Annotated in this window: 15 protein-coding genes and 1 pseudogene; 9 read left to right on the forward strand and 7 right to left on the reverse strand. The window is 35.3% G+C overall.

Features of this window, described 5'->3' with window-relative positions; translation table 11 throughout:
* Positions 1–101: 101 nt before the first annotated feature.
* The 5 genes from Q4443_RS09830 to rgg all read right to left on the reverse strand — a co-directional run bounded on the left by Q4443_RS09830 (position 102) and on the right by rgg (position 4,962).
* Positions 102–320 (reverse strand): hypothetical protein, encoded by a 219-nt coding sequence (locus Q4443_RS09830; RefSeq protein WP_000832176.1) that lies wholly within the window; start codon positions 318–320, stop codon positions 102–104.
* A gap of 17 nt (positions 321–337) precedes the next feature.
* The gene (locus Q4443_RS09835; RefSeq protein WP_049519138.1) at positions 338–979 is read right to left on the reverse strand and encodes a CPBP family intramembrane glutamic endopeptidase; all 642 of its coding nucleotides are present in this window, start codon (positions 977–979) and stop codon (positions 338–340) included.
* 221 nt (positions 980–1,200) lie between these two features.
* Positions 1,201–2,481, reverse strand: coding sequence for a histidine--tRNA ligase (gene hisS / locus Q4443_RS09840; RefSeq protein WP_049519137.1), 1,281 nt, complete (start codon positions 2,479–2,481; stop codon positions 1,201–1,203).
* A gap of 77 nt (positions 2,482–2,558) precedes the next feature.
* Entirely contained in the window at positions 2,559–3,806 is a 1,248-nt protein-coding gene (locus tag Q4443_RS09845; protein WP_049519136.1) for a hypothetical protein, read from the reverse strand.
* Positions 3,807–4,110: 304 nt separating this feature from the next.
* Positions 4,111–4,962 (reverse strand): quorum-sensing system transcriptional regulator Rgg, encoded by an 852-nt coding sequence (rgg, locus tag Q4443_RS09850; protein WP_000434958.1) that lies wholly within the window; start codon positions 4,960–4,962, stop codon positions 4,111–4,113.
* 124 nt (positions 4,963–5,086) lie between these two features.
* Between rgg and Q4443_RS09855 the strand changes: the two genes are divergently transcribed.
* Positions 5,087–5,428: a metal-sulfur cluster assembly factor gene (locus tag Q4443_RS09855; protein WP_001204052.1), complete on the forward strand. Its 342-nt coding sequence runs from the start codon at positions 5,087–5,089 to the stop codon at positions 5,426–5,428.
* A gap of 165 nt (positions 5,429–5,593) precedes the next feature.
* Here the strand turns inward: Q4443_RS09855 and ilvD are convergent, their stop codons facing one another.
* The gene (gene ilvD / locus Q4443_RS09860) at positions 5,594–7,297 is read right to left on the reverse strand and encodes a dihydroxy-acid dehydratase (RefSeq protein ID WP_049519135.1); all 1,704 of its coding nucleotides are present in this window, start codon (positions 7,295–7,297) and stop codon (positions 5,594–5,596) included.
* 221 nt (positions 7,298–7,518) lie between these two features.
* Between ilvD and rpmF the strand changes: the two genes are divergently transcribed.
* On the forward strand, positions 7,519–7,701 hold the full coding sequence (rpmF, locus tag Q4443_RS09865; protein WP_000290417.1) for a 50S ribosomal protein L32: 183 nt from the start codon (positions 7,519–7,521) through the stop codon (positions 7,699–7,701).
* Positions 7,702–7,716: 15 nt separating this feature from the next.
* On the forward strand, positions 7,717–7,866 hold the full coding sequence (rpmG, locus tag Q4443_RS09870) for a 50S ribosomal protein L33 (RefSeq protein WP_001265622.1): 150 nt from the start codon (positions 7,717–7,719) through the stop codon (positions 7,864–7,866).
* Positions 7,867–8,291: 425 nt separating this feature from the next.
* Here rpmG and Q4443_RS09875 read toward each other — a convergent pair whose 3' ends face one another.
* Positions 8,292–10,277, reverse strand: a complete 1,986-nt coding sequence (locus tag Q4443_RS09875) for a hypothetical protein (protein WP_303408333.1) — start codon at positions 10,275–10,277, stop codon at positions 8,292–8,294.
* Positions 10,278–10,741: 464 nt separating this feature from the next.
* Here Q4443_RS09875 and Q4443_RS09880 point away from each other — a divergent pair, with 464 nt between their 5' ends.
* From Q4443_RS09880 to Q4443_RS09905, 6 genes and pseudogenes are all read left to right on the forward strand, one after another.
* The gene (locus Q4443_RS09880) at positions 10,742–11,857 is read left to right on the forward strand and encodes a hypothetical protein (protein WP_049519133.1); all 1,116 of its coding nucleotides are present in this window, start codon (positions 10,742–10,744) and stop codon (positions 11,855–11,857) included.
* Positions 11,858–11,939: 82 nt separating this feature from the next.
* Complete coding sequence (locus Q4443_RS09885; RefSeq protein ID WP_049519132.1) at positions 11,940–13,382, forward strand: HEPN domain-containing protein; 1,443 nt, start codon at positions 11,940–11,942, stop codon at positions 13,380–13,382.
* Between the two features lie 869 nt (positions 13,383–14,251).
* Positions 14,252–14,554, forward strand: a complete 303-nt coding sequence (locus Q4443_RS09890; protein WP_006151097.1) for a TMEM175 family protein — start codon at positions 14,252–14,254, stop codon at positions 14,552–14,554.
* Positions 14,479–14,838, forward strand: coding sequence for a hypothetical protein (locus Q4443_RS09895; protein WP_000397555.1), 360 nt, complete (start codon positions 14,479–14,481; stop codon positions 14,836–14,838). The genes Q4443_RS09890 and Q4443_RS09895 overlap by 76 nt, the downstream gene beginning before the upstream one ends.
* Positions 14,835–15,158 (forward strand): potassium channel family protein, encoded by a 324-nt coding sequence (locus Q4443_RS09900; RefSeq protein ID WP_000825751.1) that lies wholly within the window; start codon positions 14,835–14,837, stop codon positions 15,156–15,158. The genes Q4443_RS09895 and Q4443_RS09900 overlap by 4 nt, the downstream gene beginning before the upstream one ends.
* A pseudogene (locus Q4443_RS09905) lies at positions 15,155–15,375 on the forward strand (TIGR00341 family protein); the annotation flags it as partial. The gene Q4443_RS09900 and the pseudogene Q4443_RS09905, both read left to right, overlap by 4 nt.

A 15,375-nucleotide genomic window follows, 5' to 3' on the forward strand; every position in this document is an offset into this window, starting at 1 on the left:
TCTTCATGAAAATCAGCAGAAAAGTTTGATTGTCTTTAGGAATCAAAACAAACAGACAAAAAATCCGATGAAAACGTCATCGGATTCTCTGATTATGATTCTTAACCTTTTTTACGCTTTTCAGCAATTTCAGCTGCCTTTTTAGGTAGAACAATCTCCGTCGCATAAGCCGAAGCAAAACGCAAGACACCTGCAATAGGCGCAAAGACAACTGCTAGATAGTTGTAAAAGAAATCGCCTTTAAAGGCATAGGCAAGTGCCCCGATGATAAAGAAGAGAACGACCGCCTGTATCACTGCTAATAAAATTACTCGTTTCATGTGACCTCCTGACTCTATTATAACATGAGTATCATCAAAAAGCCGATTAAATTATTCAAAGCGTGGAGAGAAATGCTGTAAAGAAGACCTTTTCGGCTCACATAAGCCAGACCCAAACTCAATCCCAGACTAGCATAAACTAAAAACTGTTGCAAAGTCCCTGGAAAATGAATCAAGGCAAAGAGCACACTCGATACGAGGAGAAACAGAGCTGTCTGTTTGCTGTTATTTTGCTTAGGAAAGAGATAGCGCGCTAACATCCCTCTAAAGATGAGTTCTTCCGTCAGAGGAGCAAAGACCACCACCATAAAGAAACCAAAGACAGGCTGAGCCACTGTCAGTTGAGATACGATTTGTTGATTGATCGACGGATCATCCGGCAAAAAGAACTGGGCTGTAATCGCCACTAGCAAAACCAGAGTTGGCAACCAAATATAACGATTAAAAACCGTCGTCTGGATGCTAACCTTTTCTGTCTGATACCATCTGTAAACTCCATAAACATAGGCCCCTGACAGGGCGACATAAAGTGGTAAGACTCCAAAGATCGAAGCCCCTAGGTCAAGCGCTGATAAAGCCATACTCTGAACCAGACCATAGCCAAAGTAAAAGGATAGAATGGCTAGAAGAAACCAGCCAAGATTTTTAAGTAATTTCATATGGACCTCCTATTTGGAATGAAGACTTAGCATTGTTATTCGCATCATCTTGATAAAAATGTGGAATACAGTCGCAACTAAAAGAGTTAATCAGTGAATTCCTCTTGCAAAAATAGAAACGGTAGTAATGGTTTTATAAAGATATTTTTGAGCAAGCAAAAGCAATGTTAATCCTAGGAAAAAGAGGGTCAGGAATAAGATCCTGACCAGTTTTTCTACTATTAAAAGCCTAACTTTTCAAAGACTTCTGAAAAGTTTTGGCTGATTGTATCGAGCGTAACTTCCACTTCTTCTCGAGTTTGGTTGTTCTTGACCTTGACTTGTCCGCTTTCGACTTCGCTCTCTCCGAGAGTGATGAGGGTCTTAGCCGCAAAGACATCGGCTGACTTGAACTGAGCTTTGAGTTTACGGTTGAGGTAATCACGTTCTGCTTTGAATCCTTGTTGGCGAAGGGCTTGTACCAATTCCAAGGCCTTGACATTTGCCCCTTCTCCCAAGACAGCAATATAAACATCAAGGGCATTTTCGATAGGAAGGGCCACACCTTGCTTTTCAAGGATGAGAAGCAGGCGCTCTACACCAAGTCCAAAACCAAATCCAGCAGTCTCAGGGCCACCAAAGTAGGCAACCAAGCCATCGTAGCGACCACCCGCACAGACGGTCAAGTCATTGCCCTCGATTTCTGTGATGAACTCGAAAATCGTGTGGTTGTAGTAGTCCAGACCACGCACCATATTGGTATCGATGATGTAATCTACTCCAAGATTTTCCAACATCTGACGGACGGCATCAAAGTGAGCCTGGCTTTCTTCATCAAGGAAGTCCAAGATAGACGGCGCATTCTCCACTGCCACCTTGTCTTCTTTTTCCTTAGAGTCCAAGACACGAAGAGGATTTTCCTCCAAACGACGTTGGCTATCCTTAGACAAGGTCTCCTTAAGCGGTGTCAAATAGTCAATCAAGGCTTGGCGGTAGGCCGCACGGCTCTCAGGATTTCCAAGAGTGTTAAGATGCAATTTCACACCTTGGATGCCGATTTCTTTCAAGAAATGGGCTGCCATAGCGATGGTTTCCACATCGGTAGCTGGATTGCTAGAACCAAAACACTCAACACCAATCTGGTGGAACTGGCGCAAACGTCCTGCTTGCGGACGCTCATAACGGAACATTGGACCCATGTAATAGAACTTACTTGGCTTTTGCACTTCTGGGGCGAAAAGTTTATTTTCTACATAGGAACGGACAACGGGCGCAGTTCCTTCTGGACGAAGAGTGATATGGCGGTCACCCTTATCATAGAAATCGTACATTTCCTTGGTTACGATATCCGTTGTATCTCCGACAGAGCGACTGATGACCTCGTAATGCTCAAAAATAGGCGTACGCACTTCTGCATAGTTATAGCGCTTGAAAATTTCACGGGCAAAGCCCTCAACGTACTGCCACTTGGCAGATTCAGCAGGTAAAATATCCTGTGTTCCTTTTGGTTTTTGTAATTTCATAGGGAATCCTCTTTAAACTTAATAGTCTTATTTTACCATAAATAAAGGGATTAAAACAGTGAGAAAAAATTTAGGATTTAGATATCATTTTTGAGATTAATAACTGTCAAAAGAATAGCCAGGAAGGAAAGACCAACAAATAGCATCCAAGTCAACTGTATATTCCATACGGCAACAAGTGAAAAACAAGCTGTTCCCACAGGTATAGACAAGGTAAACAATAAACCTAAAAAATTACTGGTACGAGCTAGAACCTCTGGAGCTAGATTTTTCATGAGCATGGCACTAATCTTTGGTTGAACTTTACCAGACACATACAGAGTTAAAAAGAGAAATAGCAAACCAAGCACGACTTGATTGAATACGTTCGCCAGACCAATTAGAGTGAGCCCTACGGTAGCCCACATCATCAATCTAGGCAAGGACTGCTTCCCAAAATAATCATTGCCCGTAAGGCTACTGATGATGATTGCTAACAAAACACAGGCTTGATTGATAAATAGTGTCTCTGTGTAAGAAAAATTCAAGAGAGAATGGCTCAAAAAGAAGATATTATAAATTCCACCCAAAGCGCCACCCAAGGCATTGATAAGCAAGACAGCAAAGAGCATAAAACCAAAGTTTTTCTGTCCACTTTTAAGAAAAACAAGGCGTAAATTTCGATAAATCGTTAGAAATTGGTCTTTGATAGGAAGCTTCTCATTTTTTAGTGATTCACCATCAGCAGATGACATTGACAGGCTCAATTTGCTTTTTCCTAAAAAGAGAATAGAGCCTGATACGAGGAAAAAGCAGGCATTGATTCCCGCAACGAGGGAAAAATTGTTGACCGATAGCCCTAAAAGCCAGACTCCGAAAGCTTGACCACCAATAGCTGAAATATAGGTGATAAACTGGGAAAAAGAATAAGCCTCCATCAGATCATCTTCAGCTACTTTTTCCTTAATGAGAGGCATGCGCAAACCACCAGCAAAATCACTGATGACATCACTAATGACATTGATTAAACACAGGCTAGAAAAGGCAAAGAGACTAGCTTGCTGAACAACTAGGGCTGCCAGAAAAAATAAAACCGCCTGAAACAAACCGCTATAGACCATCCATTTAACCTTGTCCCTCGTGTAATCTGCCCGAATCCCTACAAAAACTGTAAAGAGAGTTGGAAGAAGCATGACAATATTCGCCATAGCAACAGCAAAGGAGGCTTGTGGCAGGGTCGATGCATAGACGATAAAGACCAGGTTAAAAATCGAAGCACCAAAAGCATTGAAGAAACGTGACAAAGTCAAGAGTCGATAAGCTTGATTTCTAAACAATAGTTTCATAGATAATCTCCCTTCTTGTTCAAATACTCAATGAAAATCAAAGAGCAAACTAGGAAGTTAGCCGAAGGCTGTACTTGAGTACGGCAAGGTGAAGCTGACGTGGTTTGAATTTGATTTTCGAAGAGTATAAGTTCTTATGTGAAGTATGACTATAGTATAGCACTTAGAAATTGAAAGGGAAAACTTTTGAATATATGCAATACACAAAATGAGCAAAGAAACGATAGAACTTTTGTAACGACCTGAGAGTAGTCAAAAGTTCTATCGCTTAAATTTTCAAATTATTTTCTTAGTTTGCAGATATTCAACAATCGGTTGTATTTCTGTAGTATTCAGCAGATTTGTTACAACCAAGCATCTCAAAAATATGAACAGCATCTTCCATCTTTTTCTGACCTTCCTTGACTCTACCCTGCTTGCTATCAAGAAGACCTTCAGCCCACAAATAGACAATTCGGAAATAGGTTTCATTTTCCTTGTAGAAATGCTCTTTGATGACACGTTTAAAATAAGAGGCATTGGTAAATTCTTCACACTCAATGCTGGCTAAAAAACCATTCAATAGCATAGTATGAAAAAGGTTTCGATTACTAGACATTTCCATTAAAAAATCGGATTTGCGGACCATTTCTCGTACATATCTAGTAAAAAGAGAAACAGACAAGAACGGAGAACTGACTGAGAACAAATTGAGTTCATAGATTCCCCAAATCTCAGTAGAAAACAAGTAGTCATGAAGGACTTTCCCTTCCTCTGCCGTTAACTCAACCGTTTCATCCATACTCTTCATATAAGACTTGATAATGATGGCATTTAGAATATGTTTCTGTTTGTTTTGAGAATGGGCATGCTTTTGATACTCCTTGCGATATAAGTCCTCAAGAGGTGCTATATTCTTTAAATCCAAAACATCTGTGATTTCTTTTCTCAACTCCGAATCTGTATCATACTGAAAACCTCTCGCCAGAAAGAGGATTTCCTCTACACTAGCAGATATATTTTCTAGGGCAAATAGAAACTTTTCCACCGAAAGCTCACTCTGACCTGTTTCAAATCGGGACAACATGGACGGAGAAAATTGTCCCCCAGTTGCTTGTCTCAGCGAGATATTTCTTGACTCTCGTAATTGTCTAAAGACTTTTCCAATCTGCTCCATAGACTTCTCCTTAATTCGGTGTTTTATTTATGTTATCATATTTTTTCAGAAAATTCATCAAAAACTTGCCAAATTGTCAGAATTATGAGAAAATAGAGGATATTTATCAGGTGGAGGGACTGCTATGAGAGACGATATTAAAATCAATGACCGCGCTTTGGCCTTGCAAGACCAAATTATCGAAAAACTAGAGAAGGTTTTTGATACAGATGTGGAATTGGATGTTTACAATCTAGGACTGATTTATGAAATCAATCTGGACGAAACAGGCCTCTGCAAGATTGTCATGACCTTCACCGACACCGCCTGCGATTGCGCCGAAAGCCTGCCTATTGAAATCGTCGCAGGTCTGAAACAAATCGAGGGTATCGAAGATGTCAAGGTTGAAGTTACCTGGTCGCCTGCCTGGAAGATCACACGAATCAGTCGCTACGGCCGTATTGCCCTTGGACTGCCACCTCGTTAATGAGGCAAATCACTTTTGAAGATAAAAAGAAGCAAGCCGAAGATGGCTTGCTTTTTGATACTCAATGAAAATCAAAGAGCAAACTAGGAAACTAGCCGCAGGCTGTACTTGAGTACGGCAAGGCGACGTTGACGTGGTTTGAAGAGATTTTCGAAGAGTATGAGTTTATTTTTTACCTGACTTGTCCATATTCCAGAAGTCTGTCACGGCTCCACGTGAAGCAGATGATACGATATGGGCATATTTACCGAGAACACCACGGCTGTAAAGTGGTGGCAAGGTTGTTTCTGCCTTACGTTTTTCAAGTTCTTCTTCGGATACGGCCATAGAAATTTCTTTGGTATCTTGGTCAACCGTAACGATATCGCCTGTACGGAGGTAGGCAATCGGTCCACCGTCCTGAGCTTCAGGAGCGATATGTCCAACAACCAGACCATAAGTACCACCAGAGAAGCGTCCGTCTGTCAAGAGGGCAACCTTGTCTCCTTGACCTTTACCAACGATCATGGATGAAAGTGACAGCATCTCAGGCATACCAGGACCACCCTTAGGTCCAACAAAACGAACAACGACAACATCGCCATCAACGATTTCATCTGTCAAGACAGCCTGAATCGCATCTTCTTCTGAGTCAAAGACCTTAGCTGGTCCAACGTGACGACGCACTTTAACACCTGATACTTTGGCAACCGCACCATCAGGGGCAAGATTCCCGTTCAAGATGATAAGCGGACCATCTGCACGTTTTGGATTTTCAAGTGGCATAATGACTTTTTGGCCTGGTGTGAGGTCTGCAAAGTCAGCCAAGTTTTCAGCGACTGTCTTACCAGTACATGTGATACGGTCGCCATGAAGGAAACCATTTGCCAAGAGGTATTTCATAACCGCTGGCACACCACCGACTTCGTAGAGATCTTGGAAGACATACTGACCAGATGGTTTCAAGTCGGCCAAGTGAGGCACACGCTCTTGGATCGTATTGAAGTCCTCAAGTGACAAGTCAACATTGGCCGCATGGGCAATGGCAAGCAAGTGAAGAGTGGCATTGGTTGACCCACCGAGAGCCATGGTTACTGTAATGGCATCTTCAAAGGCTTCACGAGTCAAGATATCTGATGGTTTGAGACCAAGCTCTAGCATCTTAACAACAGCACGTCCTGCTGCTTCGATGTCTTCTTTCTTGTCAGCTGATTCAGCCGGGTGAGATGAAGATCCTGGCAAACTCATCCCTAGAACCTCGATAGCAGTCGCCATGGTATTAGCAGTGTACATACCACCACATCCACCAGGGCCAGGGCAGGCATTACATTCGAGACGCTTCACGTCCTCAGCTGTCATATCACCGTGGTTCCATTTTCCGATTCCCTCAAAGACAGAAACCAAATCGATGTCTTTTCCATCAAGATTTCCCGGTGCAATAGTTCCTCCATAGGCGAAAATAGCTGGGATATCCATATTGGCAATGGCAATCATGGAACCAGGCATGTTCTTGTCACAGCCACCGATAGCAACGAAGGCATCCACGTTGTGACCACCCATAGCCGCCTCGATGGAGTCCGCAATGATATCACGAGATGTCAAAGAGAAACGCATACCAGGCGTTCCCATAGCAATCCCGTCGGCTACCGTGATAGTTCCAAACTGCACAGGCCAAGCGCCTGCGGATTTGACACCTTCTTTCGCCAATTTCCCAAAATCATGCAAGTGAATGTTACATGGTGTGTTTTCCGCCCAAGTCGAAATCACTCCCACAATCGGTGTTTCAAAGTCCTTATCTGTCATTCCAGTCGCCCGAAGCATAGCACGGTTTGGTGATTTCACCATGCTGTCATAGATACTACTGCGGTGACGTTTCTCTAATTCTGTCATTATGTTCCCTCCCATTTCAGTTTTTACCATTATAGCACATTTTAAAGGCAATGAACAGAAGGAAATTCTTGAATTTTCAGAAAATTTCGATTACTAGCTTCTAATTTTTTCATCTTTTTTTGTCAAGTAACTTTACTTTACAAAAAAAATGTGTTATCCTAGTATGGTTGATGAAAATCAGTAGATTGAATCGAATTTAAATACCTAAAGGAGAAAAGAAAATGGCAGTACCTGCACGTCGCACGTCAAAAGCGAAGAAAAACAAACGTCGTACACACTACAAAGTAACAGCTCCATCTGTAAACTTTGACGAAACTACTGGAGATTACTCACGTTCTCACCGTGTATCACTTAAAGGATACTACAAAGGACGTAAAATCGCTAAAGCTGCATCAGCTGAATAATAGAAGGGAGATACCATGCGCGTAAATATTACACTTGAACACAAAGAATCTGGTGAACGCTTGTACCTTACTTCTAAAAACAAACGTAACACTCCAGACCGTCTTCAATTGAAGAAATACTCACCAAAACTTCGCAAACACGTTGTGTTTACAGAAGTTAAGTAAGCATTCAATACGAATCAATACATAAGAAAAACGCTGATTTCAAGCGTTTTTTCTTTTTGTTAATTTCAGTACATTGCAATATAAATCATTCGAATCACTACCTTTTTCACTACCTTTTTAGAAATAAGAATAATGATTCGGATATTTAAAAAAGAGGAACTTTAGTGTGAAGCTCCTCTTTTTTATTTGTTCTTTTACTTATAAATCGTATGACCTGGTTTGAGAGAGAAGTATTTCACTATATATTAAAATCATTTTATTAAAGGATTTTGTAAGACTACTATACCTTAAAAATTTGAAATTTTTTTACTATGATTAATTGAAAAAGGGAAATATACATCCTATCATACATTAATTAATCTCAAATAACAAATCTGCCCTCTAATTATCTATTCTTCATCAGTTTACTTCACTTCAATATTTCCTTAGAATAAATAGATATTTTCATTTTCTAATATCACTTTAATACTACTTAATTCTTTTTCAATTTTATATTTACTATCTTCTTTAAAATCATAAAGCGATACTGATCTATTCACATAACTACATAATAGCAATCTGACAACAAAATATCTATCCAAGCTGAAATTACTTCTAGTTCCATCTTCTCCAAGCTTCATAAATTCTTCATACATGTTTTCATCAAACGGTTTAAATATTGAGTCCCACATCCATTTAATAAATTCTTCAGAAATAAAATGGGACACCTTTGAATCTTTAGATAACTCACACAAAAATTCTGATTGTCTTAAATCTTCGATGTTTTCTTCCAAATATTGTCTATTAATAGATTTTTTCCATATTTTAAATTCTTCAATCTTCATTACTTCTTTACCCGATCGTTCTGAATAAGCTAAACAGAAAGTCAATACTAAAATAATATCCTCAAATTTCATAAACATCAAAAGATAGTCTAAAGCATTATTATCCATCAAATATTCGGTAGATTCTCCACTCAATAAAATATTTTTACTACGATTAATTCGTTCATTCTTGAGATATTCTGGCATGTACTTATCACTCATCATTTTTGAGAATGAATTAATAAAATCGCTATCTTTATACTTCCTATCAATAGTCCGTGTGAATAGAATTGAAAAAATAGATGAAAAATACTTGCTGTTTTTTCCTTTTTTATCAATTTCCTCCAAAACATTCAATAAATTTTTCAAATCTTTAAGATCTTTCAACTGATTTAAAAAGTTAATATCTTCTACTTTTTCTATCATTACTAAATATATTCTATAAATACAATAATTTCTTTTTATATTATCTTGATCTGATTTATGAACTCGAGACGGCAATCGAACACCTTTTGTATCTTCATTACAGATTTTCCAAAATATCTCTTGATAATCTTCGTTCTCATAAAAGTCATTTTCTATATCAAGCAATTTCCAGAAATCTGTTATTGCAAGATTTAGAATTTCTGTAGGCATTACCTTTAAATGATTCAAGGTATTCCACTTGTATATATAATACCAGTAAATAATGTTTAGATTTCTTTCATGAAAAATAGCATGAATTATATATCTTATTTTTTTATTTTCTTCAGTTTTATAATACTTCTTTATTCTTTTTATTAAAACGTCTATTTTTTTTGATTCACAATTAAATGCCAGATTATAGAACTGATGTAATTCTTCCTCATCTGAACTAACTTCTGCACCTCTATTTATAATGTAATCAATTCCTCTTTCAATTTTAAATTGTAAATCATCCTCTAATCCTACTATAGTTTTAAAGCTAAAAATGTTATTGAATAGTTTTTTAAAAGACTGTTCAATTTCTTTTCCTATTTTTATTTTTTCATATAAATCAGTAGTCTTATATAAATAACTTTGTGAAAAGGCTTTACTAGATAATGCTACTGATTCTATCAAAAGCGCTGTACAATAAGTTGAAACGACTACAAAGCCAGAAATCCAAATCACTTTGATATATTCGATATTTTCATTCATACTCTTAAATACATTATTAAATATTCCGATATTGAATTCTAACTTTGAACAGATAACAATTATTGGAAAACCAGCTATTAGCCAAAATAGAAGGCTAACAGGAAGTTCATTAAATCTTTTTAACCAGAAATTATCATGGAATTTTAATTTTTTAATATTATAACCTAAATAGAAATTATCTTTATTATCTATATCAACTGTCTGTTTCTCTAGAAAATTTGATATAAATATCATTATTGATACTAAACCAGCTGACATCAAAAACATGTCTTTGCCAGTTAATTGAATCGAAATATTTCCCATTATTAAGCTCGAAAATAACACTATCATCCAAATCGAAATATTTTTTATTGGATGTATTACAATTTCAATAATAAAGAAAAATAACTCTAAAATTTTTCTTAAACAAAATTTTAGTACAACTAATAATTTATCAATTAAAATATCCATCTTACTTTACTATCCCCCTAAAGAACTATTATATTTGCCATTAATATTAAATGAGCATTCTTAAAAAAACAAAAACTACTATTTATAAGTCTTATAAGTCTGAGAAACAAGCACCTTTATTATATCATAACAAACATATATTTTTTGCATTAAATCTACAAACTCATAAAACTGTAACTATTATTCTTAGGTTTCCGAAAAATAAGTATTGTTCGGAAAGTTAATAAAATTTTTGGACTTGAACTAAGAACACTATAATATGACTGGAAACTGCCAAAATCAGTTGCTTTAAAACGATAATTGATACGATTATATCAATATTTCAAATCTTTTTGCAAAGTACTTTTTATAGGTTTACACTTAAAATAATTGTTGAGTTATATAGAAACCTTTTAGATAAAGACTGAGTGCTTTTAGAGTATAATATAGTTATGTAGAGTTAAAAAGAATTGAGGAAAGTAATATTGGCTAAATCTCACATATCAGAATTATTACCAACTAAGTATAGAAAACGTCATCAATTAATGCTATATTTGTATGATATACTAGTTGATATGTTGGTTAAAGCTGATAAATATCAATTATCAAGCCTATCTTTTAGATTTACTAAAGAGATAGATGGTGAAATTGACTTATTTGATGAACTAGATAGGCAAAAAGATTTAGATATTTCTGAATATGTATATATACCTCACATCTTTTTTTCAATTTTACGTGATTTAAATTACTATCTATTTGAATCTCTGAGTTGTATAGAGAGAGGAAAAGTTACTGTTGCATTTTCTCTCGCTAGGAAACCTTTTCAAGATAATTTATTTTATTTAAGTTGGATATTGGTTCAACCACATGATTTTTTAGAAAAAATACAATATGGATCCCCTAGGGAATATGACGTAAGTAATTTGAAGGGTAAAAAAGAATTTGTTATTGACCTATTTTTAAAAGCAAAAGAATCGATTCAGTCTGAAAATGATTTTTGGGATTTTAGTAAAGAATTACTTGATCCTGAATTACTATATGACATTATATATAATCGAAAGGGAGAAAATAGTTTAACAAGTGTATTTGATCAATCTATTCATTTGGTGACAAAGAATAAAAATTATCCTACAGAAAAGCGAAATCTTAATTTTATATTTTCCGATGATAAGATTTGGGATGATTTTTGGCATTTGTTCTATGAGAAAACACCCTACATTCTAATTTATTTAGTAGAAGTAGCTATTGCTATATTCGAGAAATATTTTGATATTGATTCCGAAATAGTTATCCTTAACCGGTATATTAGAAATTTAAAGATAATTTTTGCTTTATCTGGAGAAGAAAATAAAGAATTAGAAAGTATTTTTGATTTACTATTTAGTAGTGATAATCTTAGCATGTTTTGTGAAGAGTGTAGAAAACCATATGAGTTCAATACTATTTTAGTAGAGGAATTAAAAGAAGACTATCTGTATACTTGCCAAAACTGTGGCTTGATAGAGCGATTAGGCCAATATTTTGTGAGTGATGAATTACTGAGTAATAAAAGAAAGATTCTGATTGATAACTCGAATGATGAGAATTGGAAGCTGGTCTAATACAATTAAAAGGTAGTGCCGACATAAAAATCATAGTTTAGAAAGTTGTGAAGATTTTTGAAAAGCAATCAGAAAGGATAATATGAAATTTAAAGATTACACTTGGGATAAAGAGTTTGAAATAAAAGGATATTTTTCAGAACGTTCCGATGATATAGTTAGAAAGGATAACTTGAGCGGTATTTTACATTATTCTCCTAGTGAAATTGTATTAGAATTATTTGGTGGATTTGAGGAGGAATCAGGCATTTCATTCGGTTTTGGTAAGAGTTTGGAAAAGATATATGGCTTCTCCAGTAATGGTAATATTTTAATTTTAAATACTTATGGTGAACCAATGGTACATTCCTCATCTCCTGGATTTCCGATAACTAGATATAGAGTAAAAAATTTTAAAATTTACAGTGTATTTTATAATGAGCTCGGAAATTTTGATTATAGTTCTGAGGCCTTTAAAGATTTAATTAATGAATTAGATTCTGAAAAAATCAAGGAATATAAATTTAGCTTTGAACATATTGAGGAATGGATTGAAAAATCATTGGTAACTGTTAAATATAGAGAAAATCAAACTATTTTTGAAAGTGCAGTAAGTGAATATCAACCAACAAAAGTGTTAATAAGATCACTAAGAATGAACTTTGAAGATGTGGCAATACTCCATTCTTCATATACAACTACGTCATTTACCAGTGATTATTTTATTAAACTTACTTCAGCTGATTTGAATATAAGATATTTTGATGAATTTTATCAAGCTTCACATAAGTTTAAGGAATTTATTGAGATTTTATCAAGTATACCATTGTCTTTTACTAATATTGAATTTCTTGTTCTTTATAAAATGATAGATGGTAAGCGTATGCCACTTATAAAAGGTAAATTCTTTGTTCAGCATTCTAGAAAATCCCAAAAATGGAAATCGTATTCTCAGCAAGATATTTCTTTGAGGACATTAGAAGATAATTTTGAACATATTTTAAATCATTGGTTTGATAAATCTGAGGAACTTGAATTTATAGTGAGACAATTTTCAAAAAATCTTCATGGTGATTTATACTTGGAAGATCAGTTGGTTGATGCTATTAGAAATTTAGAAGTTTACTCTAGGAATTTTAAGAATTTTAAAATTCCGAAATGTTTATCTGATGTTGAAGAAAAAGCTAGACAATCTTTGTTTGACTTTATAAACACACATCTTTTAGAAGAAGTGAGAAGAAAATTTAGAAATAAATTGAAATTTAATCAAAAAGAGCCTAATCTTTCCGAACGTTTAAAAAATTTATTCGATTCAATTGATGAGCTTAATCTGTCTAAAATTTTTTCGAATCGTGAGAGAGAACAACTAATAATAAAATTAATTCAAACACGGAATTACTATACTCATGGGAATTCGAAAGATAACTATCCAGAAATGATAACAGATATCAGTGAGATGTATGAAACAAAGTTGCTTCTTCAAGAAGTTTTGAGATACTATATTTATCAAGAATTGGATATGAAATATAAATATAAAAATTTCTAAAAGCCAAGCCATTAGCTCAATGTTTTCTGTTTTTAATTATAAATACAAAACTAAAATCCTTGGAGAAGATATTCATCTAACTTTTAGGATGTTTTAATGAAAATTGGAACAATTGACACAGTTTTTGCGACTTTGGTCGCTTATAAATATGGCTACAAACTGACAGGGGCAGTTACCTAAAAATGTTAATCAATACGATTATATCAACATTCTCATTTCCATTAATGTTTGACAAAAGATTTTGTGGAAAATCTAGATGTTGTTTTCTACTCTAATTATTTTTCTAAAACTGGGGAAAAACTGATATAATAAGCTTTGTGGTGCATTATATTAATACTTACAGAACCGAACTATTCCCCTATTTAAAAAATATTGATTCAAATTTTATGAAATTAAAAAGTAGATATCGTTCTGAAAATCCTTGATATTACGCTGTTTTTAATCCAACTGAAACCCATACTTTCCAAACCAGGCTTGAAAAAAGCTCGTAAAGCATCACAATTTAGTAAACGTTAAAACTTATTTAAACTTATTGAAAGCATTTCGTATCAAAAATACGGGATGCTTTTTCTGTTCACCCCAAATTTTTGTAACTAGGTGATACTTGAAATTAATACAAATTTGGTTGTTTTTGATAAATCTAAGCAACACTACATGATGAAGTGAAAGGGGATGAATCTTTGATAGTATTCACTTATTGTGAAATATGATATATTTATTAATTAGATGGATGAATACTTCTAGAGTTAAATATAGTATAATAGGGACATACTTTTTGGTTTATTTTTGTTTGTAGTCGGATTATGAAAGAATATCCAATATTATGCGATAAGATAGAATGTTACAAAAAAGAAAGGGGATGCAATCCGATGAAGAAAGACAGATTAATTGTATTGACAGATGCTGTTCTAGCAATTATTATGACCATCTTGGTTTTAGAGTTAGAAAAACCAACAACACCAAGTCTTGAAGCTTTTTGGGATTTACGGCAAAATTTCTTTGCTTGTTTTCTTTCCTTTTTCTGGTTGGGATCGTTATGGATGGCACTAAACACATTATGGGAAAAGGTTGAGAAAATTTCCTCAGAAATTATTTGGTGGAATTTGTTTCTACTCTTGGAGCGGCAGGAGTTCTCTTTGGAGAATTTCATGCCATCCAAGATACCAGTCTGAATGATGTGGTGGACCGGATCTATATAAATGTCAAGGATTTACCGTTTCAGTCCTTGGGAGCTTTAGCTAATATCCTGTCTGATATTAAGAAGGGACTGATTCAAGACAGTCATATCTGGTCTTTCTTCCAGTCATTTTTCAAACAATATCAGTTGATAATCAGCTTAAATCAGATCTATCAGTTTGTCTATCTTTCTCTGATGGAGATCATGTCCTATCTTCACTTTGATTATTGGAAAAAAACGGCTCGGTCAGGAGCTAGTATGAATAAGGAGAACAAATGAAACGTTTAAAAATGTTATGGCATATTATGCAGGTTACGGGTTTTACTCGGTTTGCTCTGAGTTTTGTGACCTTTGTTTTTGGGTCAGGAGGCGTGCTTTTCCTAGTTGAACCTGCTATCACAAATTACGGAGACGGTCTTTGGTATGCTTTTGTGACTTCGACGACTGTCGGCTACGGGGATCTCCTAGCTGTGACCTTGATTGGAAGGATTACCAGTGTCTTCTTGACGATTTATGGGCTCATATTTTTTGGCTGTTTATCAGCTGTTATTTTTAATTATTATACCAATTTAAATAAGGAAAGAGGAGAGGACAAATGACTGCCAATTATTCAACACGGGAATACCGTGAGAAATTATACGATGACCTTCATGTTCGATTGAGAGATACAGCGATTTTGATGTGTGCAATTTTTATTGCCTCTATCGGACTAAATATGAATTCAACAGCTGTCATTATAGGAGCCATGTTGATTTCCCCTCTTATGACATCGATTGTTGGACTAGGATTCGGTTTAGCTATTTTTGATACGCGTTT

The organism is Streptococcus sp. GP0011 (genome assembly GCF_030546305.1).
Taxonomy (GTDB): Bacteria; Bacillota; Bacilli; order Lactobacillales; family Streptococcaceae; genus Streptococcus.

What these genes read in the sequence shown, in the direction of transcription:
- ilvD (WP_049519135.1), bottom strand. Translation starts at nt 7,297, where the DNA reads ATGACAGAATTAGAGAAACGTCACCGCAGTAGTATCTATGACAGCATG.
- Q4443_RS09885 (WP_049519132.1), top strand. Translation starts at nt 11,940, where the DNA reads ATGAAATTTAAAGATTACACTTGGGATAAAGAGTTTGAAATAAAAGGA.
- Q4443_RS09835 (WP_049519138.1), bottom strand. Translation starts at nt 979, where the DNA reads ATGAAATTACTTAAAAATCTTGGCTGGTTTCTTCTAGCCATTCTATCC.
- rgg (WP_000434958.1), bottom strand. Translation starts at nt 4,962, where the DNA reads ATGGAGCAGATTGGAAAAGTCTTTAGACAATTACGAGAGTCAAGAAAT.
- Q4443_RS09875 (WP_303408333.1), bottom strand. Translation starts at nt 10,277, where the DNA reads ATGGATATTTTAATTGATAAATTATTAGTTGTACTAAAATTTTGTTTA.
- Q4443_RS09900 (WP_000825751.1), top strand. Translation starts at nt 14,835, where the DNA reads ATGAAACGTTTAAAAATGTTATGGCATATTATGCAGGTTACGGGTTTT.
- Q4443_RS09890 (WP_006151097.1), top strand. Translation starts at nt 14,252, where the DNA reads ATGAAGAAAGACAGATTAATTGTATTGACAGATGCTGTTCTAGCAATT.
- Q4443_RS09845 (WP_049519136.1), bottom strand. Translation starts at nt 3,806, where the DNA reads ATGAAACTATTGTTTAGAAATCAAGCTTATCGACTCTTGACTTTGTCA.
- rpmF (WP_000290417.1), top strand. Translation starts at nt 7,519, where the DNA reads ATGGCAGTACCTGCACGTCGCACGTCAAAAGCGAAGAAAAACAAACGT.
- Q4443_RS09830 (WP_000832176.1), bottom strand. Translation starts at nt 320, where the DNA reads ATGAAACGAGTAATTTTATTAGCAGTGATACAGGCGGTCGTTCTCTTC.
- Q4443_RS09855 (WP_001204052.1), top strand. Translation starts at nt 5,087, where the DNA reads ATGAGAGACGATATTAAAATCAATGACCGCGCTTTGGCCTTGCAAGAC.
- rpmG (WP_001265622.1), top strand. Translation starts at nt 7,717, where the DNA reads ATGCGCGTAAATATTACACTTGAACACAAAGAATCTGGTGAACGCTTG.
- hisS (WP_049519137.1), bottom strand. Translation starts at nt 2,481, where the DNA reads ATGAAATTACAAAAACCAAAAGGAACACAGGATATTTTACCTGCTGAA.